This is a genomic window from Pseudomonas sp. zfem005 (genome assembly GCF_032621735.1).
GTDB lineage: Bacteria > Pseudomonadota > Gammaproteobacteria > Pseudomonadales > Pseudomonadaceae > Metapseudomonas > Metapseudomonas solani.
This window is the reverse complement of the sequence record NZ_JAVYJE010000007.1, coordinates 260,462-286,228: the sequence shown is the minus strand read 5'-3', so window position 1 is coordinate 286,228 and position 25,767 is coordinate 260,462. Positions and strand designations below refer to the sequence as shown.

Genomic DNA, 25,767 nt, shown 5'->3' with positions numbered 1-25,767 from the left:
CGTAGGGGCTGAAGGTTGGGCATGTGAGGCAGATGGGGCTGTGCCACGGGCTTTTCAAGCGTGGCTGGCAGGGCTGCGCTGCCGGGCGGTGCTGGGCAACAGCTGGCCATTTGCCTAAAATGTGCAAATTCTGACCACGACCCGCCATGCTAGTTGCCCGCCTTCTGCGCCTCGATGAACAGGCCCACGCCCATGCCCACGATCATCACCAACTGGTGATGTCGCTGTCCGGCCGTGCGGAATTCGAAGTGGGCGGCAGGGGCGGCGAGGTCTGCCGCATGCGCGCCTGCCTGGTGCCGGGGGATGCCGAGCATCAGTTCGCCGGCATGGGCGAGAACCGCATGCTGATCCTCGACCTCGACGAGCAGGGCACCAGCAGCGAAGACCGCGAGCTCCTCGCGCGCCTGTTCGAAACCCCGCGCTACCCCGAGCTGGATGCCGATTTCCAGAACCTCCTGAGCTACGCCGGCGCCGAACTGGCGCGCTACGGCAGCGACCAGATCCTCGCCCGCTCCCTGGGCGGCGTACTGCTGCGGGCCCTGCACCTGCGCCTGTTCGGCGACCAGCCCCGGCGCTCGGCCGGTGGCCTGGACATGGAGCCCCTCGACGCGCACATCCTGCAGAACCTGTCGCGGCGCATCAGCGTCGCCGAGCTGGCGCAGATCGCCTGCCTCAGCCCCAGCCACTTCCACGCCCTGTTCAAGGACAGCGTCGGCCTCAGCCCCCACCAATACCTGCTCAAGACCCGCCTCGACCGCGCCGCCCGCCTGCTGCGCGAGAGCGACCTGGCCCTGGTGCGCATCGCCGAGGAATGCGGCTTCTCCAGCCAGAGCGCGCTGACCAACGCCATGCGCCGCTACCTCGGCCTCACCCCACGGCGCCTGCGCAGCGGCCACTGAGGCGAGGGTGATGGCCAGTTGCTTCCGCCGGCCGCGTGAAGTTCCGCCGATCGACAGCTAATCTGCAATCCAACTGGTTCGCACAGGCCAGGGGCATGGCGCACGAGCCGCCCCCGTCGGCCGTTCAAAGGGTGGAAGACGACATGCTGCGCTTCACTCCATGGCCCCCCGTAATGGGCCTGATCGGTCTTTTGTGGTGCCTGTGCGGCACGCTCTCGGCGGCGACCCTGCAGGGCGAGGTGGTCGACGGCCATGGGCAGCCGCTGGGTGATGCGGTGCTCAGCCTGAACGGCCCTTCGGGCAGCGCCGCCACTCCCGACACGGGCGTAATGGACCAGCGCGACAAGCAATTCGCCCCCTACGTGCTGGCGGTGCATACCGGCACCGCCGTGAGCTTCCCCAACAGCGACAACATCCGCCATCACGTCTACTCCTTCTCGCCGGCCAAGCGCTTCGAACTGCGCCTCTATCAGGGCACACCTGCCGAACCCGTGGTGTTCGACAAGCCCGGCGTGGTGGTGCTCGGCTGCAACATCCACGACTGGATGCTGGGTTACGTCTACATCACCGACGACCCCTTCTTCGCCGTCAGTGACGACGCCGGCCACCTCAGCCTCGACCTGCCTCCCGGGCGCTACACCGCCAGCCTCTGGCACCCCCAGGTGCCCAACATGCTGCCCGTCGCTGCGGGCGAGGTGGAGGTTCCGGCCGCCGGCCTCGTCCAGCGCTTCCCGCTGACGCTGCAGGGCGCTCCGGCCGCACAACCGTCCGCGCCGGTGGAAAAAGGCTTCGGCGACGCATTCAAGAGGGCGGCGGGTGAGGCTCAGTAACAGCTTCCAGGCGCGCATCGCCTGCGTCCTCATTCTCCTGCTGCTGGTTGTGGTCAGTGCGCTGTACTTCGCCGTCAAGGTCGCCACAGGCGCCGCCGTGCAGGCCCAGGCGCGCGAGGAGCTGGATATCGGCGGGCGCGTCTTCGAGCGCCTGCTGGAGTCGCGCAGCCGCCAGTTGCATGACGCTGTGCAGGTGCTGGCGGCCGACTTCGGCTTCAAGGAGGCCGTATCCAGCGGCGACGAGGAAACCATCCGCTCTGCCCTCGGCAACTCCGGTGCACGCATCAACGCCGGTGCGGTGATGCTCCTGGGTATGGACGGCAAGCTGCAGGTCTCCACCGCTGGGCGGGTCGGCAGCGACTCCTCGGCGCGCCTCGCCGAACTGATGCAGGAGCACCAGCGCAATGGCGGGCAGGGCCTGCTGCAACCCATCGACGACGACATCTACCTCCTGGTCGAGGCTAACGTCACCGCGCCCATCCCCATCGCCCGCGTGGTCATGGGCTTCCGCCTGGATGCCGACTTCGCCAGCGAGATGCGTGAGCTCACCCACCTCGACATGAGCCTGGTGGCGACCCAGGCGGGTAAGCCGGACATCTGGCTCAGTACCCTGCCTGGCGACCTCGAGGAGGCGCTCAGGAGCGAGATCAAGACCCACGATGGCGACATCCTGCGCATCGGCGAGCGGCGCTACATGGATCGCCGCCTGGTGCTGTCCAGCGGGGCGGACTACCAGGTGCTGCTGCTCCTGCACAAATCCCTGGAGCAGGCCCAGGAGGCCTTCGCGCCGCTGGACCGGGACATCCTGCTGATCGCCCTCTGCGCGCTGCTCGGCTCCCTGGCCGGTGCGCTGTTGCTGGCCCGCAGCGTGTCGCAGCCGGTGCGAGCCCTGGCCGCAGCCGCCCGGCGCATCGGTGAAGGCGACTACCAGAGCCCCCTCGAGCTGGACCGCTCCGACGAACTGGGGCAACTGGCCGGCGCCATCAATCGCATGCGCGACGACATCGCCGAGCGTGAGCGGCAGCTCGCCCATAACGCCCTGCACGACACACTCACCGGCCTGCCCAACCGCACCCTGGCGCTGGAGCGCCTGGGCAGCGCCATCACCGCCGAACGGCCCACCGCGCTGCTGTACCTGGGCATCGGCAACTTCCGCTCGGTCAATGAAGCCTGTGGCCCTGGTGGCGGCGACCTCGTCCTGCAGCAGATCGGCCGGCGCCTGCACGCCACCCTGCGCCCCGGCGACAGCCTGGCGCGGCTGATCGCCGACGAATTCCTTCTGCTGCTGGAGGGCACCGACAGCGACAGTGCGGTGGCCGCGGCGGACAAGCTCCAGCAATTGCTGCTCAAGCCGCAGCGCATCGGCAGCCTCGACATCGCCATCGATTCGCGCATCGGCATCGCCTGCTACCCCGCCGATGGCAGCACGCCGGAGGAGCTGCTGCGCCGCGCCGGCATCGCCATGCAGGATGCCGCCCAGGCGCCTGGCCACCTGCAGCTCTACCAGCAGGGCCGCGACGCCGCCCAGCAGCGCCAGGTGCTGCTGATCCGCGACCTGCGCCATGCCGCCGCGCGGGGCGAACTGCTGCTGCACTACCAGCCCAAGCTGGACATCGCCGAGGGCCGGGTGCTGCAGGCCGAGGCACTGCTGCGCTGGCAGCACCCGCAGTTCGGCCTGGTCTCGCCCGGGGAGTTCATTCCCCTGGCCGAGCGCACCGGCAGCATCCAGTCGCTCACCGCCTGGGTCATCGAAGAGGTGCTGCGCCAGCTCCAGGAATGGGCCGGGCGTGGATTGCGCCTGCAGGTCTCGCTGAACATCTCCACCGACGACCTGATGGGCCGCGAGCTGGTGGAGCGCATGCGCGGCCTGTTGCGACGCTTCCGTGTGCACCCCGACCAACTGAGTTTCGAAATCACCGAAAGCGCGGTGATGCAGGACCCGGTCCAGGCGCTGAAGGTGCTCAACGGCCTGCGCGACCTGGGCATCAGCCTCTCGGTGGACGATTTCGGCACCGGCTACTCCTCCCTCGCCCAGTTGAAAAGCATGCCGGTGCAGGAGTTGAAGATCGACCAGTCCTTCATCCGCGAGCTGGACGAGACCAGCGAAGACGCGGTGATCGTCCGCTCCACCATCGACATGAGCCACAGCCTCGGGCTCAAGGTGGTCGCCGAGGGCGTCGAGCACGCCCACAGCCTGCGCCTGCTCGAACGCTGGCGCTGCGACACCGCCCAGGGCTACCTGATCAGCCGGCCGCTATCGGCCAGCGCCTTCGAGGCCTGGATCGCCCAGCCACTCCACTCACCCATCGCCGCGGTGCACTGACCATGAACCGATGCCTGGCCCTGCTCATCGCCCTGTCCCTGCCCGCCGCTGCGTTCGCCGATGAGGGCCGCCTGCTGGCCACCGGCGGCGCCACCAGCGTCGAAGGCGCCGCCGGCGGTGGGATTACACCCTGGGCGGTGCTGGCCGGCTACGGCGAGAAGGGCGAGTGGGGCGCCACCGCGTTCGCCACCCGGGTCGAGACCGGCGACTACCGCCTCGACGCCGCCGGGGTGGCCGCCTCCTGGGACAACCGCCTGGAGCTTTCCTACGCCCGCCAGCGCTTTGATCTCGGCACCCTGGCCCGCGACCTGTCGCTGCCGGAAAACACCCTCAGCCAGGATGTGGTGGGGCTCAAGGTGCGGCTGTTCGGCGACCTCATCTACGATCAGCTGCCGCAGGTGTCCCTGGGGCTCCAGTACAAGCGGCAGAAGGACTTTCTCATCCCCTCCCTGGTGGGCGCCCAGCGTGACGAGGACACCGAAGGCTACATCGCCGTCAGCCGCCTGATCCTCGGCGGCGCCTTCGGCTACAACCTGCTGCTCAACGGCGGGCTGCGCTACAGCCGGGCCAACGAGCTGGGCCTGCTGGGCTTCGGCGGCGACCGCCGCGACGAACGCTCGGTGCTCAAGGAAGGCTCCATCGCCGTGCTGCCCGACCGCCACTGGGCCATAGGGGTCGAATACCGGGAGAAGCCCGACAACCTCAACTTCGCCGGCGAAAGCGACTGGGCGGACCTGTTCGTCGGCTACTTCCCCAACAAGCACCTGTCGGTGGTGTTGGCCTATGCCCGCCTCGGCGAGATCGCCACCCTCGACAACCAGGACGGCGTCTACCTGTCCGTGCAGGGGAGCTTCTGACATGCGCCGCCTGATCCTCGTCGCCACCCTGGTCCTGGCCGCCTGCGCCCAGCAGCCACCGAGGGACGACAGCCTCTACCAGGACCTGGGCGGCACGCCCGGCATCACCCGCATCGTCGAAGGCATGCTGCTGAACATCGCCAAGGACGAGCGCATCGTCGAACACTTCCGCAAGATCGACATCGAACGCCTGCGCGACAAGCTGGTGGAGCAGTTCTGCGTCGAGGCGGGTGGCCCCTGCGAATACACCGGCGACAGCATGGAGGAGAGCCACAAGGGCCAGCGCCTCACCGAAAGCGATTTCAACGCCCTGGTGGAAGACCTGCAGGACGCCATGGACGCCGAAGGCATCTCCAGCCGCACCCAGAATCGCCTGCTCGCACGCCTCGCGCCGATGCGCGGTCAGGTCATCCACAAGTAGCATTGCAGAGCGGCGGTTGCACCTTATGGTGCAACCGGGTTGCACGTCTTGTCGGACAGTCGGAGGATTTCGCAATAACTCCGGAGCTTTTCGAAAGAAAAGGGCGCCACCGCTCTCTACATTCCGCTGTCCCTTTCGCGCGTACGGGTCGACACTTGATCAGGCGGCGAATCGATATGGCCAGACCGGACCAGGAAGACCAGGTGCAGTCCGGATGGCTTGGCGTCTCGTCCTGAGGCGAGGCATGACGCCTGAGCACCGATGACGGGCAGAGGTTGCACCCCCACGGGTTGCGCCGGGCCCGCAAACCAATCGGTAATTGCCACGAGCAACTGCCAAATGCCAACCAGAGAGATGCGAAATACCCGTCGCACCTCCATAACAACAAACGACAGGGGAGACCCCCAATGAGTATGAGCAACCCGATGCTGATCACCTTCGTGATCTATATCGCTGCCATGGTGCTGATCGGCTTCGCGGCCTACCGCGCCACCAACAACCTTTCCGACTACATCCTCGGTGGCCGCAGCCTCGGCAGCTTCGTCACCGCACTGTCCGCTGGCGCCTCCGACATGAGCGGCTGGCTGCTGATGGGCCTTCCGGGTGCCGTCTACCTCTCCGGCTTGTCGGAAAGCTGGATCGCCATCGGCCTGATCGTCGGTGCTTATCTCAACTGGCTGTGGGTTGCCGGCCGTCTGCGCGTGCAGACCGAGCACAACGGCAACGCCCTGACCCTGCCCGACTACTTCACCAACCGCTTCGAAGACCACAGCCGCATCCTGCGCATCTTCTCGGCCCTGGTGATCCTGGTGTTCTTCACCATCTACTGCGCATCCGGCATCGTCGCCGGTGCCCGTCTGTTCGAGAGCACCTTCGGCCTCTCCTACGAGACCGCCCTCTGGGCCGGCGCCGCCGCCACCATCGCCTACACCTTCGTCGGTGGCTTCCTGGCGGTGAGCTGGACCGACACCGTGCAAGCCTCGTTGATGATCTTCGCCCTGATCCTCACCCCCATCGTGGTGATGCTGGCCACCGGCGGCATCGACCCCACCTTCGCCGCCATCGAGCTGAAGGACGCCACCAGCTTCGACATGCTCAAGGGCGCGTCCTTCATCGGCGTGATCTCGCTGCTGGCCTGGGGCCTGGGCTACTTCGGCCAACCGCACATCCTGGCGCGCTTCATGGCCGCCGATTCGGTCAAGTCGATCCCGGCTGCCCGCCGCATCTCCATGACCTGGATGGTGCTCTGCCTCGGCGGCGCCGTGGCCGTGGGCTTCTTCGGCATCGCCTACTTCTCGGCCCACCCGGAAGTCGCCGGCGCCGTCACCGAGAACCCCGAGCGCGTGTTCATCGAGCTGGCCAAGCTGCTGTTCAACCCCTGGGTCGCCGGCGTGCTGCTGTCCGCCATCCTCGCCGCGGTGATGTCCACCCTCAGCTGCCAGCTGCTGGTGTGCTCCAGCGCCCTGACCGAAGACTTCTACAAGGCCTTCTTCCGCAAGAACGCCAGCCAGGTCGAACTGGTCTGGGTCGGCCGCGCCATGGTGCTGCTGGTCGCGGTGATCGCCATCCTCATCGCCGCCAACCCCGAGAGCAAGGTCCTGGGCCTGGTGTCCTACGCCTGGGCCGGCTTCGGTGCCGCCTTCGGCCCCGTGGTCATCCTCTCCCTGCTGTGGAAGGGCATGACCCGTAATGGCGCCCTGGCCGGCATGATCTTCGGTGCCGTCACCGTGGTGCTGTGGAAGCAGCTCCTCGGCTGGACCGGCCTGTATGAAATCGTCCCCGGCTTCATCCTCGCCACCCTCGGCATCCTGATCTTCAGCCACATCGGCAACGGCCCGTCCGCGGCCATGGTCAAGCGCTTCGACGAAGCCGAGAAGGAATACCAGGACGCCAGCGCCTGATGATCTAGCCGCCCGGGCCGCAGAGCCCGCGCGGTAAACAATTTGATAGTGCTTCAACGGCCCTCGTCCTCGGACCCGGGCCGTTTTTTTATGCCCGGGAAAACGCCTGCTGCACGGCGACGATCCTTGCTTTTCGTGGGAGCGAATTCATTCGCGATGCGTGTGTGGGGTGGACCGTCGGGTTGCACCCGACCTACGAGGGGGTGCCCACCACCTCCCGGCTCAACCAGTCGAAGAACGCCTTCACCGGCGGGTGCCGCTCGCGGCCCGGCACGCAGAGGGTGGAATAGCCCGCGCCCTCCACGCTGATCTCCGGCCGGTAGGGCACCAGCAGGCCGTTGGCGACGCTCTCGGAGACCAGGATGGAGCTCGCCAGCACCAGCCCCTGGCCGGCGATGGCGGCTTGCAGGGCGTAGTGCTCCTCCTCGTATTCGCGTTGCGCCGCGGTTTCCAGCAGGCGCTCCTCACCGGCGGCCTGGCACCAGGCCTTCCAGCCCAGTTCATAGAGCTGCGCGTTGTGCCAGCGGATGGTGATCAGCGTCGGCACCGCCCGGCCCAGGCTGGCGACCAGGGCCGGGGCGCCGTAGACGCCGAAGCACTCGTCGAGCAGGCACTGGCTGTGCAGGCTGGGGTAGTGCGTGGTGCCGTAGCGGATCACCAGGTCGACACTGGCGTCCTGGTGCAGGTCCACCAGGGTGTTGCGGGTGTCCAGGCGCAGGCTGATGGCCGGGTGGTCGGCGTAGAAGCGCCCCAGCCGGGGAATCAGCCAGAGCGCGGCGAAGGCCGGTGTGGTGGAGAGCGTCAACTGGCCGCCGCTGCGTTGCGGGCGCAACTGGTCGAGGGTCTGGGTCACCTCCAGCAGCGCCCCGTGCAGGCTGCCGAACAGCTGCTGGCCGCAGTCGGTCAGGCGCACGTTGCGGGGCAGGCGCTCGAACAGCGGCACACCGAGCCAGCCTTCCAGGCTGCGGATCTGGTGGGACACCGCCGTCGGCGTCACCGCCAGCTCCTCGGCGGCGGCCTTGAAGCTCAGCAGGCGGGCGGCGGACTCGAAGGTGCGCAGGGCGGTCAGGGGCAGGTTGGCGAACATCTGGGCTCCGCGGATGAAATGGATTCATCCTGGTGAACTAAGGGTCATTTGTCCGGGAAAACGGCTGGTCCTAGCTTAGTGCCTGTGTTCAGGCCGGTCACCGGCCGCGAAGAAATGACCAGGACCCAGGAGTAACAGATGAATCTCATTCTCTCGATCCAAGGCAGCCCCCGTGGCGAACGTTCCCACTCGCGCCGCCTGCAGGACGCCTTCCTCGCTGCCTGGCAGGGCCAGGATGCCGCCCGCCAGGTGGTGCACCGTGAAGTCGGGCGCTCACCCATCGCGCCGGTTACCGAAGGCTGGATCGCCGCCGCCTTCCACCCCGAGCCGGAGAACCGCACCGAGGTGATGAAGGCCGACCTGGCCCTGAGCGACCTGCTGGTGGACGAAGTCTTCGCCGCCGACCGCCTGGTGATCTCGGCGCCCATGTACAACTTCGGCGTACCCAGCGGAGTCAAGGCCTGGGTCGACCAGATCGTACGCATCCGCCGCACCTTCGACTTCCACCCCGACCGTCCCGGCAACCCCTACACACCGCTGGTGCTGGGGCGCAAGGCGCTGATCATCACCACCCGTGGCGACCACGGCTACGGCCCCGGCGGCGTCAACGCCCACATGAACCACGCTGACGCTTACCTGCGCACCGTGCTGGGCTACATCGGCATCACCGACGTGACGGTGGTGGCGGTGGAGAACGACGAGTTCGGCGGCGACGCCTTCCAGCAGTCCTACCAGCGCGCGGAGCGCGCCCTGGTGGAGCTGGCCGAGGTCTTCTGAGGAGGTCGCCATGGCCTGGTTGTTCCTGCTGATCGCGGCGTTCTTCGAGGTGCTCTTCGCCATGAGCATGAAGTACGCCAACGGCTTCACCCAACCGCTGCCCAGCGCCCTGGTGGTGCTGGCGGCCACCGCCGGCATCTACTTCCTCACCCTGGCCATGCGCGTGCTGCCGGTGAGCGTCGCCTACCCGATCTGGACCGCCATCGGCACCCTCGGCACCGTCATCCTCGGCGTGGCGCTGCTGGGCGAATCCATCACCCCGATGAAGCTGCTGTCGGTGGCGCTGATCATCGCCGGGGTGGCGGGGTTGAAGTGACACCAGAAGCCTAGGGGCGGCGGAAGGGCTCCACCGGTGGGTGGAGGTCGCTTTTTACCTCCACCAGACGGCGCTGAGCGTGGCACGTTCTTATGCCTGATGCGCCGCATCGATGGGTTTCGCTCCGCTCTACCCATCCTACGAAAGCCTGTGCGCACCACGTGGTGATGCGTTGGACGAAGAAAGTTGGAGCAGCCGCCAACGCCCCTCCAGGAGGCCGAACGCAGTCGTTGCGCCGGGGGACGAGCGGCATGGATGCCGCGAGAGGCGCGCCAGGCCATGCGCGCCGGCCCCCAGAGCGGCGATGGAGTGAGGGAACCCCGGCGAAGCCGGGGCCGGATGATGGGGCAAGTTTTTTGGTTCCTTTTCAACGATTGGAAAAGGGACTCGCCCGGGTGGGCGAAACCAGAAACATCACCAGAGCTCGGCAATCAGCTGGGCTCAAATCCTCTAGCAACACTTAACGCAGACAGAGCCAATGAATTCGCTCACACAAGGGCGGCGCTGCGCGCCGCTGGGCGACTGAAGTCGCCCCTACAGGGTGATTCTGTGTCTCGACGCTTCGCAAGGCACGGCCATTGCCCTAAGCTGCCACGCTTTCCCCCCATCGAGGCGTTTACGTGAGCTCCCAAGACCCCCTGCACGGCATGACCCTGGCGAAGATCCTCGAGGAGCTGGTCGCCAAGTACGGTTGGGACGGGCTGGCCAAGCGCATCGATATCCGCTGCTTCAAGAGCGACCCGAGCATCAAGTCGAGCCTCACCTTCCTGCGCAAGACGCCCTGGGCGCGGGAGAAGGTCGAGTCGCTGTTCATCGACGTGCGCCGCCGCCAGGAGTGAGCCCTCAGAGCCGGCTGGCCCGCACCGAGGCCTCCGGCATCTGGCACAGGGTGGCGCGGCCCGGCTCCAGGTAGGGCTGGAGGATCGGCGCCATGCCCTTCATCACCTGCACCGGCAGCGCCGAGGTGAAGCGGAAGTTCGAGGCCTGGCTGCCTGCCACGTAGGCGGTGAGGGTGCCGAAGTGCCGCGGCCCCAGGTAGAAGACGAAGGTGGCAGTGCGGTTCAGTGCCTTGGAGCTGATCACCTGGCCGCTGCGCCCCACCGTCTGCAGGCGGTTATCCCCTGTACCGGTCTTGCCGCCCATCACCAGCGGCTTGCCGTCGGGCTGGGTGAAGGTGCCTTGCAGGCGCCGCGCGGTACCGGCATCCACCACTTGCGAGAGCGCCTCGCGCAGCGCCGTCGCCACTTCCGAAGCCATCACCCGTTTGCCCGGCGCCGCCGCGTGGCTGAGCAGGGTTTCGTAGGGCGTGTCGGCGGCGAAATGCAGGCGGTCGATGCGCACCGTGGGCAGGCGCACGCCGTCGTTGACGATGATCCCCATCAGCTCCGCCAGCGCCGCCGGGCGGTCGCCCGAGCTGCCCAGCGCGGTGGCCAGGGAGGGCACCAGGTGGTCGAAGGGATAGCCCAGCTGGCGCCACTGCTGGTGGATGTCGAGGAAGGCTTCCACCTCCAGCATGATGCGGATGCGCTTGTCCCGGGCGTTCTTGCGCTGTGATTTGAACAGCCAGCCGTACACCTCGCTGCGCGGCCCGCCGCTGGCTTCCACCGCCTCGCGGTAGGTGGCCTGCGGGTGGCCCTGCAGGTAGGCCAGCAGCCACAGCTCCAGCGGGTGCACCCGCGCCACGTAACCCTGGTCGTTGAGGTTGAAGGCGCCGGGGCCGTAACGGTCGTACAACTGGTTGATGCGCTTCTCGCCCAGGGCCTCGTTGGGCAGGCGCTCGCGCATGAAGGCGGCGAAGGTCGCGCGGTCGGCCTGGGGCTGCAGGTAGCGGTGGATGGCCGCGAGGCGCGAGGCCCAGGGGCGCAAGCCATCGAGGAAGGTGGCCATGCGCTCGTCGGCGTCCTTGCCCTTGTACTTGTTCCAGAAACGCAGCAGGTAGGTCTGGCTCTCGCGGGAGACGAACAGGTCCAGGTAGCCCTGGCGGCGTGGGTCCCTGTCGTCGGAGAGCAGCGCCACCTTGCCGCCGTCGGGCCGGTAGATGTTGTGGCGCACGATGTCGCGCAGCAGGCGCACGAAGGGCAGGTTGATCGACTCGCGGAGGGCGTCGCGTAGGCTCGGGTTGCGGCCGTTGTCCTCCTTGCGGAAGTTGCTGAAGGTGTGCAGCCCGCCGCCGGTGAAGAAGCTCTCGAAGGGGCTGGCCGAGTAGGTGCGATCCAGCGCCGCCGCCAGCATCGGCGCCAGGCTGCGGTCGTTAGTGGTGGCCAGGTAGTCGAGGGCCCAGCGGCTCAGGGCGTCCAGCGGGTCGACCTGCACCTTGCGCAGCTCCGCCGCCGGCATCTCGCCGTAGTGGGTGTGCAGCGCGGTGATGGAGTCCAGGTAGGTGGCCAGCACCCGCAGCTTGGCGGTGGAGCCCAGCTCCAGCTTGCTGCCCTCGTTGATGTCGAAGGGCTGGTTGGTGTTGTCGGTCTGCACCCGCACCTGGTTGCCCGAGGGCGTGCGCTCGAAGAGGGTGAAGCTGTAGCGCACCTCGCGGGTCTTTTCCGGCGACAGCAGGCGCTCGCCGAACAGCCCGGCCTGCTCGGCGTAGGCCGGCTCGGCGAGGTCGTGCAGGTAGGTGGTGACGGCCTGCTGCAGCTCGCCCTGCAGGCTGCTGCTGGCGGCCAGGTCGAGGCGGTCGAGGTCGTAGAGCGGCATCTGCAGCATGCTCGACAGGCGCGCCCGCGCCAGGCTGATGCCCTTGTTGCCTTCGATGCGCGACAGCGCCGGCTCCTGCTGCAGGTCGCGGAAGCCCAGGCGCGTCTCCAGGGCCGCCTGGCCCAGGGCCGGGCGCAGCACGCCGGCGTTGCCCAGCAGGCGCAGGTGACTGTCGGTCAGCGCCTCCAGCTCCTCGCGTCCGCGTGACAGGTAATAGGAGGGGCGACGCTGGGCGATCATCAGCGACACCACCTGGCGCAGCGCCAGGCCCCGTGCCTGCAGGTGTTCGGGCTCGTCCTGGTGCTCGGCCAGCAAGCGGTTCACCTGCTCGAAGTCGGCGCCGTACCAGACCCGCAAGCCATCGGCCAGGCCGTGCACCTCGCCATGGCCCGGCACGGCGGAGAGCGGCACGCTGTTGAGGTAGTCGAGCACCACGTGCTGGCGGGCGGCCAGGGTTTCCGGGCCGCCCCGGTAGGCGCGCACGCTGGCCGAAGCCATCTGGCGGATCTTCTCGCCGGCCGAGAGGGTGAGGCCGGAGGGCGAGTGGCGGTACTTCTCCAGCTGGGTCGCCAGGGTGCTGCCGCCGGCGCTCTGCCCGGGCATGTCGAGCACCTTGCCGGCCTGGCTCAGCGCCGCCTTGACGAAGCGCGGCCAGTCCACCGCCGGGTTGGCCAGGGGCTCGTCGGCCAGCAGGGAGCGGTTCTCGATGAACAGCAGGCTGCTGGTGAGCAGCGGCGGGATGGCGGAGAAGCCCGGGTAGAGCTGCTGCGGGTAGCTGAAGCGGTACAGCGGCTCGCCCCGGCAATCGCTGATGTCGATGCCCGCCTGGACCTTCTCCCGGTACGGCGGAAACAGCCCGTGGCGGCTGTACTCCATCAGCTCCGGGGAGAAGCGCACCTGCTGGCGGATGGCATAGCCGCGCTGGTCCAGGCGCTGCAGCATCGGCGGCAGGTAGACGTAGCCCAGGCGCTTGTCGAAGGGACCGTCGTGGGGGTAGAGGATGGCGTCGCTGGGGCCTTCTTCGAGGCTGTAGTTCAGGGTTGCGGCATAGCGGGTGATTTCGCGGGATTGCAGCCAGGAACTGCGCATCTCCTCGCGGGCGGCGAGGGCAATGGCGACACCGGCCAGCAGCATCAGGGTCCAGAACGCCAGGCGGTGTTTCTTGCGGCGGGAGCGGCCGGGCCGCAAGGTGACCTCGTTGAGGCTACCTTTCGGTATCTCGGTGGACGATGCGTCGGTTTGCCATAAAACGCCCATGGTCGATGGCCTGGCTGGCGCGTTACCGCTCTTGTACAAAGCGTAGTTGCTGAGAACCGCAGCGCGCCCCGAAACGACATAAAACAAGGCGATAGGCCATGTCAGACGATAACCGGCAGCAAATAGACCGCAGTTGGCGCGCCAATGCCGGCGCCTGGACCGACGCCGTGCGCGGGCGACGCATCGAAAGCCGTCGCCTGGCCACCGACGGCGCCATGCTCGATGCGCTGGTGGCGCGGGCACCGCAGCGGGTGCTGGACCTGGGGTGTGGCGAGGGCTGGCTGTGCCGTGCCCTGGCCGAGCGGGGCATTGCCACCCTGGGCGTGGATGCGTCCCCGGGGCTGGTTGAGCTGGCGCGGGCCGCAGGGGGAGCGTTCGAGTGCTGCGACTACCAGGGCTTTATCGAGCAGCCCCTGGGCTTCGGCCGCTTCGATGCCGTGGCCTGCAACTTCGCCTTGCTGGAAGAGGACCTGCAGCCCCTGCTCACGGCGATTGGCCTGGCTTTGGCGCCGGGCGGCGCACTGCTGTTGCAGACCGTCCACCCCTGGACGGCGGCGGGCGAGGAGGGCTACCGCGATGGCTGGCGCCTGGAGACCTTCGCCGCCTTCGGCGGGGCCTTCGCCGAGCCCATGCCCTGGTACTTCCGCACCCTGGAATCCTGGCTGGCCCTGCTGGGGCGCAGCGGCCTCGTGCTGGAGGCGCTGCACGAACCCCGTCATCCCGACAGCGGGGTACCGCTGTCGCTGCTGCTCATCGCTCGCCCTCAGGGCTGAATGCGGTAGAGGGTGCGGGTCACCCCGTAGCCGGGGTTGGCCAGGCGCACGGGCGTGGGCGTGGCCTGCGGCGGCTTGCGCTGGTTGAGGCGGTTGCTCAGGTCCAGCCAGGCCGCCAGGGCCGACATCAGCAGCACCCCAGCGCAGGCCAGCGCCACCTGGCCCACGGCGTTGAGCCCATAGAGGGTGGCGACGGCGTCCGCCAGGGGGGCCAGAAGCACGCTGAGGCAGAACACTTCCAGCGAGTGCATGCCCATGCGGCACACTTCGCGGGCCGGCCAGCGGGTCAGCCAGTCGCTGCGCGGCAGCAGCACGGCCACGCAATAGGCGAGGGCGAGGAAGTGCAGCAGGCGCATGGGCGAGAGGTCGGTCTTGTCCAGCGGGTAGAGCACATCGCGCACCACCATGGGCATCCAGGCGTCGTGCAGGCCGGGCACCTTCCAGCTCAGGGCGACCACCGCGCTGAACACCAGGTAGCCGGCAGCGGCGAAGAACAATGGCGACTTCCAGGTGGCCGGCGGCGCATCGGCCGGCCGCGTCTGCGCATGGCGCGCGGCCACGCCGCCGAGGACGAAGAGGAACTGCCAGGCCAGCGGATTGAAGAACCACTCGCCGCCGGGGTGCGAGCTGAGGTTCCACCCGGGCGCGCACAGGTACAGCGCGCCAGACAACGCCAGGGCGGCGAAGCTCCAGCGCATCAACAGCGGCAGGATCAGCGGCAGCCCGGCCAGCAGCACCACGTACAGCGGCAGCGGGTCCATCAGGTTGGGTTTGAAGCGCAGCAGCAGCTCGTCGATCAGCGCCTGCTGCGGGTTGGCCAGGAAGTAGTCCAGGCCCATCTCGTTGATGAAGTTGCGGCTGTCCACATGGTTGTTGGTGTAGAACACCACCCCCATCAGCACCGCCAGCAGGAAGATGTGGGCCACGTACAGCACCCAGACCCGGCGCAGTACCCGCAGGCAGGCCACCGCGTAGCCGTCGCGCAGCAGCAGCTTGCCGTAGGCGAGCACGGCGGCGTAGCCGGCGAGGAAGACGAAGATCTCCGCCGCGTCGCTGAAGCCGAAATTGCGCGGCGTCACCTGGCCCAGCGGGTTGTGCGGAATGTGGTCCCAGAAGATGAACACCAGGGCCAGCCCACGGAAGAAGTCGATACGGAGGTCGCGTCCTGTCTGCATGGCGGCATACTCGCGGCAAGTCTCTCGCCCGGCTGGGCGAACGATGGGTCCTGAAGTTCTGACTGTGCACCCGTGGCGAGTTTCCCCATGCAAGACCAACGGTCGTGCATGGCCCGACGCGTGGCTTTACCACTGCAGCGGGAAGCCGCACTATCCGCGCGTTTCGATGCGTGCATTCAAGGAGAGAAGATGAGCAAGGCGCTGTTGGTCGTGGACATGCAGGCGGGGCTGTTCCTCACCACCCCGGAACCCTGGCGCGCCGGGGATATCCTCGAGCGCATCAACCGCCTCGCCGACCGCGCACGGCGCGCCGGCGTGCCGGTGATCTACGTGCAGCACGACGGCGAGCCGGGCAGCGAGCTGGAGCCCGGCTGCATCGGCTGGCAGCTGCACCCGGGCCTGGAACGCACCGGGAACGACTGGGTGGTGCGCAAGACCGCCTGCGACGCCTTCTTCGAGACCGAGCTCAAGGCCACCCTGGAGAAGCTCCATGTCACCGACCTGGTGGTGACCGGCTACGCCACCGAATTCTGCGTCGACACCTCCATCCGCCGCGCCGCCAGCGAAGGCTTCAACGTCATCCTGGCCAGCGACGCGCACACCACCCGTGACCGGCCGCACCAGCGCGCCGAGGCGATAGTCGCCCACCACAACTGGGTCTGGAGCGAATTCATCCAGCCACGGAACCCCATGCGCCTGCAGCAGGCCGAAGAGATTCACTTCTGAGGAGAGACACCATGGGCCGCATCACCTTTCCCGACGGCACCGCCGTGCCCGCCATCGGCCAGGGCACCTGGCACATGGGCGAACGCCCCGACCAGCGCGCCCGCGAGGTCGCCGCCTTGCGCCTGGGCCTGGAGCTGGGCATGAACCTGATCGACACCGCCGAGATGTACGCCGAGGGCGGCGCCGAGCAGGTGGTGGGCGAGGCCATCGCCGGGCATCGCGACGCGGTATTCCTGGTCAGCAAGGTGTACCCGTGGAACGCCAGCCGCCAGGGCGTCGAGCAAGCCTGCGAACGCAGCCTCAAGCGCCTGGGCACCGACCGCCTCGACCTCTACCTGCTGCATTGGCCGGGCGAGCACCCGCTGGAGGAAACGGTGGAAGGCTTTGAGCGCCTGCGCGAGCAGGGCAAGATCCTGCGCTGGGGCGTCTCCAACTTCGACCAGGCCGACCTGCGCGACCTGCCGGCGGGCTGCGCCGCCAACCAGGTGCTGTACAACCCCGAATCCCGCGGCATCGAGTTCGACCTGCTGCCCTGGCAGCAGCGCCAGCGCCTGCCGCTCATTGCCTACTGCCCGGTGGGGCAGGGTGGCAGCTTGCTGCGTGATGCGGCACTCGTCGAAGTCGCCCGCCGGCACGACGCCACCCCGGCGCAAGTCGCCCTGGCCTGGGCCCTGCGCCAGGACGGTGTGATCGTCATCCCCAAGGCCGTCGACCCCGTGCACATCAAGCAGAACGCCGGCGCCGGCGAGTTGCGCCTGAGTGCCGACGACCTGGCGCTGATCGACCGCGCCTACCCGGCGCCGACCCGCAAGCAGCGCCTGGATATGGTCTGACCCGCTTCGCACCCTAGGTGGGCGCCGAGCGCAGCTGTGTAGGGGGGGCGTGGGGTGGGCGTAGGGTGGGCTTCAGCCCACCGTTTTTCGTCGGCCGGCTCAAGGCTTGGCTGATCACCGAGCCCGGAGGGTGGGCCGGGCAGCGTTCCGCGAGCGGAGCGAAACCCATCACCCTGGAGCGATCTCCCGGTCCTATCCGGCCAATATCCGAAGAAGCATCTGTCGACCAGATTCCTATTGTCCTACAGCTCCCATAGACTCGCGGCTCAGATACCCAAGGAAGGATTTCCATGAAACGCATGCTGTGGACGCTGTTGGGCCTGTCGGGGCTGACCATGGGGGCCTGGGCGCAGGACACCGCGACGCCGGACCCGCTGCTCGACGCCCCCGCCGCGTCGGCCGCGACCGCTGGCAGCGGTGCCCGTGGCGTGCTGCGGGCGCAGGACCAGGCCGTGCTCGCCAGCGAGCTGGCCGGGCGCATCACCGAGATGCCCTATGCCGAAGGCCAGGCGTTCAAGAAGGGCGAGGTGCTGGTGCGCTTCGACTGCAGCGCCTACCAGGCCCAGCTCAACGCCGCCAATGCCGCCACCCGCGCCGCCCGTGAAGAGCTGAAGAACAAGCAGCAACTGGCCGCGCTCAACTCCGTCGGCCGCTTCGAAGTGGCCCTGGCCGAGGCGCGCCAGGCGCAATCCCAGGCGGAAGCCCAGGTCTACCAGGTGCAGGTGCAGCGCTGCCAGGTCAAGGCGCCCTTCGATGGCCAGGTGGTCAGCCGCCGCGTGCAGCCCCATGAAAGCGTGCCCAGCGGCGCGCCGCTGCTGGAGGTGGTGGACAACCGCACCCTGGAAATCCACCTGCTCGTGCCGTCGCGCTGGCTTGGCGGACTCAAGCCCGGTGAACCCTTCGAATTCGTGCCCGACGAGACCGGCAAGCCGCTCAAGGCCACGGTCAAGCGCCTCGGTGCGCGCATCGACGAAGGCAGCCAGACCCTGCTGCTGATCGGCGCCCTGCCCGAGGACGCGCCCGGCCTGCTGGCCGGCATGAGCGGCAGCGCACGCTTCCCGGAGAGCCGATGAACGCGCCGCTGCCCGGTTTCGCCGAGCGGGTCTTCGCGGTCTTCCTCGGCCTGCAGGCCCAGGCCCGCAAGGCCGGGACGTCTTCGCAACTGGCCTTCGCCATGGTCAACGACGGCCAGGGCGTATTCGGCTATCGCCATGCCGCGCTGCTGATCACCGGCAAGGTCCGCGCGCTCACTGGCATCAGCGTGGTGGAGCCCAACGCCCCCTTCGTCGCCTTCGTCGAGCGTGCGGCGGCCCAGCGCCTGGCTGCGGGCCAGCTGGGCGAGCCCGGCGTCGTCGAGCCGGGCAGCCTGGACGAGGGCAGTCGCGAGGACTGGCAGGCGCTGTCCGCCGCCCAGGCGTTCTGGTTGCCGCTGAAGGATCGCCAGGGCGAGGTCTTCGGTGGCCTGTGGATCGCCCGCGACACCCCCTGGAGCGAGGCCGAACAGGCCCTGCTGGTGCAGCTCGGCGACACCTACGGGCACGCCTGGCTGGCCCTGCAGCCGCGCAAGCCCTGGCGCCTGCGCTGGCCGAAGAAGAAGCTCCTGGCCCTGGCTGGCGCGCTGGCCCTGGTGCTGCTGGTGCCGGTGCGCCAGTCGGTGCTGGCGCCGGCCGAAGTGGTGCCCCAGGGCGGCCGCGTGGTGGCTGCGCCGCTGGATGGGGTGATCGCCGAATTCCTCGTCAAGCCCAACCAGAGCGTTGCCGCCGGTGACCTGCTGGTGCGCTTCGACGCCACCACCCTCAAGGCCCAGGCCGACGTGGCCGAGCGCGCCCTGGGGGTGGCCGAGGCGGAGCTGAAAGCCAGCAGCCAGCGCGCCTTCGCCGACGCCGAATCCAGCGCCCGTATCGACCTGCTGGCCGCCCGCGTCGAGCAGAAGCGCGCCGAGCGCGACTACGCCCGGCAATTGCTGGCGCGCAGTGAAGTCCGCGCCGAGCGCGCCGGCATCGCCGTGTTCGCCGATGCCGAGCGTCTCACCGGCAAGCCGGTGCAGACCGGCGAGCGGCTGATGCAGATCGCCGACCCGGCCCAGGCCGAGCTGCGCATCGAGCTGCCCGTGGGCGACGCCATCGCCCTGCAACCCGGCGCCGAGGTGGCGCTGTTCCTCGACAGCGACCCGCTCAACCGCCACGACGCGCGCCTGGAACGCACCGCCTACGAGGCCCAGGCCACCGCCGCCGGGCAACTGGCCTATCGCCTCGACGCCGCCTTCGCCGATGCCCCGCCACGCATCGGCCTGCGCGGTACCGCCAAGCTGTTTGGTGACCGCGCGCCGCTGGCCTACTACCTGTTGCGCCGCCCTCTGGCGGCGCTGCGCCAGGGCCTGGGGTTCTGATGCTGCCCGCCCTGCGCCCCGACCTGCAGCTCTCGCCCGCCGCGCCGGACCGCGACGGTGCGCCGCAATGGACCCTGGCAGATCCCCTGCGTGGCCGCTATTTCAAGCTCGGTGCCGCCGCCGTTCGCCTGCTGCGCCACTGGTCGCGGGGTGAGCCCCAGCAGGTGCTGGAGGCCGCCAACGCCGAGCCGGGCGCGCCCCTGGGCGCCGGCGAGCTGGAGCAGATGCTGCGCTTTTTGCGCGGGCACGACCTGATCGCCGCCCTCGACCCGGAACAGCGGGCCAGCTATGCCCTCAAGGTCGCCAGCACGCGCCATAGCCTGTGGCAGCAGGTGCTGCACCAGTACCTGTTCTTCCGCATCCCGCTGTGGCGGCCGGACCGTTTCCTCAACCGTGCCTGGCCGGTGCTGGAACGCAATGGCCCCTGGCTGCTGCGACGCGGCCTGCCGGTAATTCTGCTGCTCGGGCTGTTCCTGGTGGCCCGGGACTGGGAGCGCTTCCTCGCCACCTTCCCGCACCTGTTCAGCTTCGGTGGTGCGCTGGCCTTCGGCATCGCGCTGACCTTCGCCAAGCTCTGCCACGAGTTCGGCCATGCCTTCATGGCCAAGCGCGCGGGGTGCCGGGTACAGAGCATGGGCCTGGCCTTCATGGTGATGCTGCCGATGTTCTACACCGACGTCAGCGACGCCTGGCGGGTGCAGGACCGGCGCTCGCGATTACTTATCGGCGCCGGCGGCGTGCTCGCTGAGCTGGTGCTGGCGGTGCTGGCGCTGCTGGCCTGGTCGCTGCTGCCGGACGGCCCGGCACGTACCGCCGCCTTCATGCTGGCCAGCGCCACCTGGATCACCACCCTGGCGATCAACCTCAACCCCTTCATGCGCTTTGACGGCTACTTCCTGCTGAGCGACCTGTGGGGCGTCGACAACCTGCAGAACCGCGCCTTCGCCCTGGGGCGCTGGCGCCTGCGCGAGGCGCTGTTCGGCTACGGCGAACCGGCCCCGGAGCCCTGGTCGCCCGCCATGCAGCGGCGCCTGCTGCTGTGGAGCTACGGCTCGTGGATCTGGCGCGCGGCGCTGTTCTTCGGCATCGCGCTGACGGTCTACCACCTGTTCTTCAAGGTGCTGGGCATCTTCCTGATGCTGGTGGAGCTGGTGTGGTTCATCGGCCTGCCGATCTGGAAGGAGTTCGGCGAGTGGTGGCAGCGCCGCGACCAGGCCGACCCGCGCAAGGTGCTGCTCACAGGCTCGGCCCTGGGGTTGGTGCTGCTGGTGCTGCTGGTGCCCTGGCGCAACGCCGTGGATGTGCCGGCCATGCTGGAGGCCGCGCGCACCGGCACCCTGCACGCGCCCATCGGTGCGCGGGTCAAGGCGGTACGGGTGAAGGATGGCGACACGGTGGAGCAGGGCGCCCTGCTGGTGGAGCTGGAATCCCCGGATCTGGACGCGCGCCAGGGCATCGTCCGCCGCGAGATCGACATCCTCCAGTTGCAGCTGCGGCGCCAGGCCGGGCGCAGCGAGACCGCCGCCGAGACCGGGGTGATCGAGCAGCAACTGGCCGAGGCCGTGGCCGAGTATCGCGGCCTGGCCGCCCAGCGCGAGCGCCTGCAGCTGCGCGCGCCCCTGGCCGGCGTGGTGCGTGACCTGCCACCGGACCTGGTGGTGGGCCGCTGGCTGCACAGCGGCGAGACCCTGGCGCGGGTGATCGCCCCCGGGCTGCGCCTGCGCGGCTACCTGGCCGAGGAAAACCTCTGGCGCGTGGCGCCGGGGGCCGAGGGCCGCTTCATCGCCGACGACCCGGCGCGGCCTGCCTTCGCGGTGCGCCTGGACGAAGTGGACACCACCGGCGTCGCCTACCTCGAACTGGAGGCGCTGACCTCCGACCACCACGGCCAGGTGGCCGTGCGACGCAACGCTCAGCAACGCGCCGAGCCGGTGCAGGCCCAGTACGGCGTGCGCCTCAGCCTGCTGCAGGACCTGCCGCCCCCCGCCCAGCCACTGCGTGGCGTGGTGGTGTTGGAGGGCAGCCGGCAGTCGCTGCTCGGCTTCGCCTGGCGCCGCATGGCGGCGTTGGGTGTCAGGGAAAGCGGTTTCTAGCCCATCTGCCAAGGAAGGTTCCATGGATGTAACCCTGCCGATCTGTTCCCGCCTGCCCTGGCGCTTCGACCTGGAGCCGCTGCTGGCGGCCCTGGAGCGGATCGACTCGACGGCCTGGGTGGCACATTTCAACACCGCCTACTACCAGGGCGACTGGAGCGGGATCGACCTGGTGGCGGCCGTGGACGCGCCGATTCCCCTGGCGCCGGGCTTCGGCCCGGTGGCCCGTACCGCCCACTGCCAGGCCGAGCCGGCCTGGCAGGCTGCCATCGAGTGGTTCGGCGAGGGCCTGCGCAGTGCCCGCCTGCTACGCCTGGGCGCTGGCGCCAGCATCCGCGAGCATTGCGACCCCGACCTGGGCAGCCCGGAAGGGCCGCTGCGCCTGCACGTGCCGCTGCTCAGCCCGCCCGGTGTGGAGTTCCTCGTGGATGGGCGGCAGGTGCCGATGGCGCCGGGGGAATGCTGGTTCATCGACCTGTCCCGCCCCCATCGGGTGGACAACCCGGGGCCGGGACCACGCATCCACCTGGTCCTGGACTGCCTGGCCCACCCGCGCCTGCGCCAGGCCATCGCCGAGGGTCTGGCGACGACGCCGGCGCTGCAACCGAGCCGGGGCGTACGGGCCTTCGCCGCGTTCAACGAGCAGGTGCAACAGCGCCCGGAACTGGCCCGTGCGCTGCAATGGATCACCGACCCCACCGACTTCTGCCGTGAGGCGGTAGCCGCCGGCCAGGCCCTCGGGCTGGTGTTCGGCGAGGCGGATGTGCGCATGGTCATGCGCCAGGGACGACAGGCCTGGAGCCGGCAATGGAGTGTGCGATGACCCCGTTGGATTTCACCGAGTGGCTGCCGATCCGTGCCTTCGAGGAGGCCGGCACCTGGCAATTGGATTGGGCCTGGTTCGGCACCGCGCCCCTGGCCCGACCCTTCTTCAGCGACGACGTGGACGAGGCGCTGCGGCTGCCGTTCAACCTGGCCCTGCGCCGCCAGACCGGCCTGGACGCGTTGTTCGACTGGGGTGCCCGCAGCCCCGGGCTGGAACCCTCGTTGCTGGTGTTCCACACCTCCCGCTGCGGCTCCACGCTGCTGGCGCAGTTGCTGCGAGCGCTGCCCGGGCATGTGGTGCTGTCCGAGCCGCCGCCGCTGGATGCCCTGCTGCGGGCGCACTACCGCGACCCCGGCGCCTCGGCCTGGCAGGCGGATGCGGTGCGCGCGTTGTGCTCGGCCTATGGCCAGCGGCGCTGCGGCGACGAGACCCGGCTGGTGGTCAAGCTGGACGCCTGGAACCTCTTCGAGGCGCAGCTGCTGCGCCGGCTCTACCCCGAGGTGCCGTGCCTGTTCCTCTACCGCGACCCGCTGGAGGTGGTGGTGTCCCAGCGGCGCCAGCCCGGGCTGCACGCGGTCCCCGGATTGTTGGGCCCGTCCGGGCTGGATGGCCTGCCGGGGCGGGAGGCGCTGGCGCCCGGCGATTACCTCGCCTGGATGGTCGGCCACCTGCTGCAGGCCGGGTTCGGCCTGTGCGCGGCCGGCGAAGCGGTGGCCCTGAACTACCGCGAACTGCCCGACGCCCTCTGGGGCCACCTGGGGCCGCTCCTGGGCATCGACCCGGCCGCCGTGCCGCACCTGCAGGCCGTGGCCGGTCGGGATGCCAAGCGCCCCGGACAAGCCTTCAGTGCCGATGGCGAGGCCAAGCGCAACGAGGCGGACGAGGCCACACGGGCGGCTGTGGAGCGCTGGGCGAGGGCGCCCTATCAGGCGCTGGAGGCCCTTCCACCCCGGCAGTTGTGAATGCGCTTTCACATTCATTGCCCAAACCGCCGAACGGTGATTTTTCGATGGTGGCCAACTGAAATCCTCGTCTATGCTGCGAGCAGGAAACTGTAACCACAGTTGTAGGCTCTGTTCCCGGGGCCAGCAGGGATGCCTAACTGATGTCTGTTCATAACCTCACACTGCGTCCGATCACAGAAGCCGACACAGGCTTTCTGCGAGCGCTGTATGCCAACACCCGTGAAGACGAGCTGCGCAACGTGCCCTGGGACCTTGCTGCCAAGGATGCGTTTCTCGACCAGCAGTTCGATGCCCAGCATCGCTACTACCAGGCGCACTACCAGGGTGCCGATTTCAGCCTGGTGCTCGACGGCGGGCAGCCCATCGGCCGCCTCTATCTGTTCCGTGGCCCGGCCACCTACAACCTCATCGACATCGCCCTGCTCGCCGACTGGCGCGGGCGCGGCATCGGCCGCCACCTGCTGGGCCAGGTCCTGGCAGAAGCGGATGCCCAGGGACGGTCGATCCGCCTGTTCGTCGAGCCGACCAACCCGGCGCGACGCCTGTACGAGCGCCTGGGCTTCCGCGAAACCGGGCGCCACCAGGTGTACCTGCAGATGACCCGCGAGGCCCTGTGCCCCGTTGCCCAGGAGCTATCGGCATGAGCGCAGGCGCGGACCAGGCGTATTTCCTCCAGTACCTCGACCAGCCCTGGCAGCTCGACTGGGAGGGCGGCGGTGTGCCCGTCACCCTGGTTGAGGTGAACACCGGGGTGCCGATGAATGCGCGCTACACCTGCTTCGACCTGGTGTTCGCCCAGCCGGCGGGCTACCAGTTGCCCCAGCACAGCTACACCCTGAAGACACCCAGTGGAGAGCAACTGACGGATGTGCTGCTTTCCCCCATAGGCCCGGAGGAAGAAGGCGACCGCCACTTGCTGCAGGCGGTATTCCATGTTCGAACGCCTGTCCCGACGCCGTGAATGTGTCCCGCGCGATGCTCGCGCAACCCGCTGGGCAGGTCCTGCCGGCGTCTACAAGGAGTTGTATCGATGAGTGATCCCTTTATCGGCGAAATCCGCATGGTCGCATTCACCTATGCCCCCCGTGGCTGGGCGTATTGCTTGGGACAGCAGATGAGCATTGCGCAGAACAGTGCGCTCTTCGCATTGCTGGGTACGGTGTATGGCGGCAATGGCGTGTCCACCTTCGGGTTGCCTGATTTGCGTGGCCGTTCGCCCGTGGGCACCGGGACGGGACCGGGCCTGAGTGCTATCGATCTGGGCGAGCTGTCGGGGGTCGAGAACGTCACCTTGCTCAGCACCAACATGCCGATGCACAACCACCCGGCCACGGCGACCGTTACGGCGACGGCCACTGCGGAGCAGGCGGTCGGGACGGTTGCCAGCAACCCGGTTGCAATCCCCTCGGCCACCAACAAGTTCCTGGCCGCGTCGGGGACGGGGCAGGGGTCGGCAACCATCTGGTCCGACGCGTTGAGTACGCCGCAGACGATCGGCAACCCGCCGACGGTCAACCTGAACGTGGGCGTGGGCGTGACCGTAGGCGCTGCTGGTAACAGCCTGCCGTTCAGCATCCGCAACCCCTACCTGGGAATGAACTTCGTGATCGCGCTGGTGGGCGAGTTCCCGTCACGCAACTGAGGTTCGTGATAGGCCCGGTGCGTGCACCGGGCTTTTGCGTCAAACCCGTGAGTCGAGGCGCGCTGTACGACGCCCCGCAGTTGAACGAGTACAGACATGGTCACTGCTGCAAACAGGTTCCACTTCATCTCCGGCCTGCCGCGCTCCGGCTCCACGTTGCTGGCCGCATTGCTGCGGCAGAACCCGCGCTTCCACGCCGGCATGACCAGCCCGGTCGGCGCGCTGTTCGCCGGCATGCTCAACGAATTCAGTGCGGGCAGCGAGTTCGGTCCGGTCGTCAATCAGGCCCAGCGTCGGCGCCTTCTGCACGGGCTGTTCGACAGTTACTACGCCGACCAGGCGGACAAGCAGGTGATCTTCGACACCAACCGCCTGTGGACTTCCAAGCTGCCAGCCATCCGCGACCTGTTCCCCCAGGCGAAGGTCATCGCCTGCGTGCGCAACGTGGCCTGGGTGATGGACAGCATCGAGCGCCTGTACCGTGCCAACCCCTACGAGAACACCAAGCTGTTCAACGACGATGCCGAGCGCAACACCGTCTACAGCCGGGTCGAGACCCTGGCCCAGCGCAATCGCCTGGTGGGCTTCGCCTGGGCGGCGTTGAAGGAGGCGTACTACGGCGAGCAGGCCGACTCGATGCTGATCGTCGACTACGACCTGCTGGCGCGGGCGCCGGAGAAGATCCTGCGCCTGGTCTACGAGTTCCTCGGCGAGCCCTGGTTCGAGCATGACTTCGAGCGCGTCGAGTACGACGCCCCGGCGTTCGACCAGGCCCTGGGGCTGGCCGGGCTGCACAAGGTGCGGCCCAGCGTGAAGATCGAGGACCGCCCGAGCATCCTGCCGCCGGACCTGTTCGAGCAGTACGCCAGCCTGAGTTTCTGGGAAGACGGGCGCAACAGCCGCGCCAACGTCATCCGCAATCTCCGGGGAGATGCCGTCGCGCACGGCTCCCCACTCCAACAACCCGCTGCAATCCAGTGAAA

24 protein-coding genes are annotated in these 25,767 nt (G+C 68.5%); 21 read left to right on the top strand and 3 right to left on the bottom strand.

Features of this window, described 5'->3' with window-relative positions; genetic code table 11:
- The first annotated feature begins 146 nt into the window (after window positions 1-146).
- The 6 genes from RTW82_RS17445 to putP all read left to right on the top strand — a co-directional run bounded on the left by RTW82_RS17445 (window position 147) and on the right by putP (window position 7,231).
- Complete coding sequence (locus tag RTW82_RS17445) at window positions 147-899, top strand: AraC family transcriptional regulator (protein WP_021222106.1); 753 nt, start codon at window positions 147-149, stop codon at window positions 897-899.
- Between the two features lie 143 nt (window positions 900-1,042).
- Window positions 1,043-1,729, top strand: coding sequence for a methylamine utilization protein (locus tag RTW82_RS17440; protein WP_410478813.1), 687 nt, complete (start codon window positions 1,043-1,045; stop codon window positions 1,727-1,729).
- Complete coding sequence (locus RTW82_RS17435) at window positions 1,716-4,052, top strand: EAL domain-containing protein (protein ID WP_316925837.1); 2,337 nt, start codon at window positions 1,716-1,718, stop codon at window positions 4,050-4,052. Before RTW82_RS17440 ends, RTW82_RS17435 begins: the two co-directional genes overlap by 14 nt.
- Before the next feature lie 2 nt (window positions 4,053-4,054).
- Entirely contained in the window at window positions 4,055-4,909 is an 855-nt protein-coding gene (locus RTW82_RS17430; RefSeq protein WP_316925836.1) for a DUF3034 family protein, read from the top strand.
- Window position 4,910: 1 nt separating this feature from the next.
- Complete coding sequence (locus tag RTW82_RS17425) at window positions 4,911-5,330, top strand: group I truncated hemoglobin (protein WP_021222102.1); 420 nt, start codon at window positions 4,911-4,913, stop codon at window positions 5,328-5,330.
- A gap of 407 nt (window positions 5,331-5,737) precedes the next feature.
- Window positions 5,738-7,231 carry a sodium/proline symporter PutP gene (gene putP / locus RTW82_RS17420; protein ID WP_184487813.1) on the top strand — a complete coding sequence of 498 codons (1,494 nt, stop codon included), beginning with the start codon at window positions 5,738-5,740 and terminating at the stop codon, window positions 7,229-7,231.
- A 193-nt stretch (window positions 7,232-7,424) separates the two neighbouring features.
- Here putP and RTW82_RS17415 read toward each other — a convergent pair whose 3' ends face one another.
- Entirely contained in the window at window positions 7,425-8,318 is an 894-nt protein-coding gene (locus RTW82_RS17415; protein ID WP_316925835.1) for a LysR substrate-binding domain-containing protein, read from the bottom strand.
- Between the two features lie 138 nt (window positions 8,319-8,456).
- On the opposite strand from RTW82_RS17415, the gene RTW82_RS17410 reads away from it, so the two are divergent.
- The 3 genes from RTW82_RS17410 to RTW82_RS17400 all read left to right on the top strand — a co-directional run bounded on the left by RTW82_RS17410 (window position 8,457) and on the right by RTW82_RS17400 (window position 10,250).
- Entirely contained in the window at window positions 8,457-9,095 is a 639-nt protein-coding gene (locus RTW82_RS17410) for an FMN-dependent NADH-azoreductase (protein ID WP_316925834.1), read from the top strand.
- A gap of 10 nt (window positions 9,096-9,105) precedes the next feature.
- A complete protein-coding gene (locus RTW82_RS17405) occupies window positions 9,106-9,411 on the top strand; it encodes a DMT family transporter (protein WP_021222098.1) in 306 nt (101 codons plus the stop codon).
- A 620-nt stretch (window positions 9,412-10,031) separates the two neighbouring features.
- Window positions 10,032-10,250: a VF530 family DNA-binding protein gene (locus RTW82_RS17400; protein ID WP_021222097.1), complete on the top strand. Its 219-nt coding sequence runs from the start codon at window positions 10,032-10,034 to the stop codon at window positions 10,248-10,250.
- A gap of 4 nt (window positions 10,251-10,254) precedes the next feature.
- Here RTW82_RS17400 and RTW82_RS17395 read toward each other — a convergent pair whose 3' ends face one another.
- Window positions 10,255-13,362 (bottom strand): transglycosylase domain-containing protein, encoded by a 3,108-nt coding sequence (locus RTW82_RS17395; protein WP_410478812.1) that lies wholly within the window; start codon window positions 13,360-13,362, stop codon window positions 10,255-10,257.
- Between the two features lie 98 nt (window positions 13,363-13,460).
- Here RTW82_RS17395 and RTW82_RS17390 point away from each other — a divergent pair, with 98 nt between their 5' ends.
- Window positions 13,461-14,135 carry a class I SAM-dependent methyltransferase gene (locus RTW82_RS17390; RefSeq protein WP_316925833.1) on the top strand — a complete coding sequence of 225 codons (675 nt, stop codon included), beginning with the start codon at window positions 13,461-13,463 and terminating at the stop codon, window positions 14,133-14,135.
- On the opposite strand, the gene RTW82_RS17385 is transcribed toward RTW82_RS17390, so the two are convergent.
- Window positions 14,126-15,310 (bottom strand): OpgC family protein, encoded by a 1,185-nt coding sequence (locus RTW82_RS17385; RefSeq protein ID WP_021222094.1) that lies wholly within the window; start codon window positions 15,308-15,310, stop codon window positions 14,126-14,128. The genes RTW82_RS17390 and RTW82_RS17385 overlap by 10 nt on opposite strands.
- Before the next feature lie 189 nt (window positions 15,311-15,499).
- Between RTW82_RS17385 and RTW82_RS17380 the strand changes: the two genes are divergently transcribed.
- The 11 genes from RTW82_RS17380 to RTW82_RS17330 all read left to right on the top strand — a co-directional run bounded on the left by RTW82_RS17380 (window position 15,500) and on the right by RTW82_RS17330 (window position 25,765).
- The gene (locus RTW82_RS17380) at window positions 15,500-16,036 is read left to right on the top strand and encodes a cysteine hydrolase family protein (RefSeq protein WP_184487820.1); all 537 of its coding nucleotides are present in this window, start codon (window positions 15,500-15,502) and stop codon (window positions 16,034-16,036) included.
- Between the two features lie 11 nt (window positions 16,037-16,047).
- Window positions 16,048-16,869 (top strand): aldo/keto reductase, encoded by an 822-nt coding sequence (locus RTW82_RS17375; protein ID WP_316925832.1) that lies wholly within the window; start codon window positions 16,048-16,050, stop codon window positions 16,867-16,869.
- 290 nt (window positions 16,870-17,159) lie between these two features.
- Window positions 17,160-17,942, top strand: a complete 783-nt coding sequence (locus RTW82_RS17370) for an efflux RND transporter periplasmic adaptor subunit (RefSeq protein WP_021222091.1) — start codon at window positions 17,160-17,162, stop codon at window positions 17,940-17,942.
- On the top strand, window positions 17,939-19,258 hold the full coding sequence (locus RTW82_RS17365; RefSeq protein WP_316925831.1) for an efflux RND transporter periplasmic adaptor subunit: 1,320 nt from the start codon (window positions 17,939-17,941) through the stop codon (window positions 19,256-19,258). Before RTW82_RS17370 ends, RTW82_RS17365 begins: the two co-directional genes overlap by 4 nt.
- Complete coding sequence (locus RTW82_RS17360; protein ID WP_265170491.1) at window positions 19,255-21,351, top strand: HlyD family efflux transporter periplasmic adaptor subunit; 2,097 nt, start codon at window positions 19,255-19,257, stop codon at window positions 21,349-21,351. The genes RTW82_RS17365 and RTW82_RS17360 overlap by 4 nt, the downstream gene beginning before the upstream one ends.
- A gap of 22 nt (window positions 21,352-21,373) precedes the next feature.
- On the top strand, window positions 21,374-22,174 hold the full coding sequence (locus RTW82_RS17355) for an aspartyl/asparaginyl beta-hydroxylase domain-containing protein (RefSeq protein WP_316925830.1): 801 nt from the start codon (window positions 21,374-21,376) through the stop codon (window positions 22,172-22,174).
- Window positions 22,171-23,139 carry a sulfotransferase family protein gene (locus RTW82_RS17350; protein WP_316925829.1) on the top strand — a complete coding sequence of 323 codons (969 nt, stop codon included), beginning with the start codon at window positions 22,171-22,173 and terminating at the stop codon, window positions 23,137-23,139. Before RTW82_RS17355 ends, RTW82_RS17350 begins: the two co-directional genes overlap by 4 nt.
- 143 nt (window positions 23,140-23,282) lie before the next feature.
- Complete coding sequence (locus tag RTW82_RS17345) at window positions 23,283-23,786, top strand: N-acetyltransferase (RefSeq protein ID WP_316925828.1); 504 nt, start codon at window positions 23,283-23,285, stop codon at window positions 23,784-23,786.
- The gene (locus RTW82_RS17340; RefSeq protein ID WP_316925827.1) at window positions 23,783-24,103 is read left to right on the top strand and encodes a DUF6916 family protein; all 321 of its coding nucleotides are present in this window, start codon (window positions 23,783-23,785) and stop codon (window positions 24,101-24,103) included. Before RTW82_RS17345 ends, RTW82_RS17340 begins: the two co-directional genes overlap by 4 nt.
- A gap of 69 nt (window positions 24,104-24,172) precedes the next feature.
- Window positions 24,173-24,784, top strand: coding sequence for a phage tail protein (locus tag RTW82_RS17335; protein ID WP_316925826.1), 612 nt, complete (start codon window positions 24,173-24,175; stop codon window positions 24,782-24,784).
- A 96-nt stretch (window positions 24,785-24,880) separates the two neighbouring features.
- A complete protein-coding gene (locus RTW82_RS17330) occupies window positions 24,881-25,765 on the top strand; it encodes a sulfotransferase (RefSeq protein ID WP_316925825.1) in 885 nt (294 codons plus the stop codon).
- Window positions 25,766-25,767 lie beyond the last annotated feature (2 nt).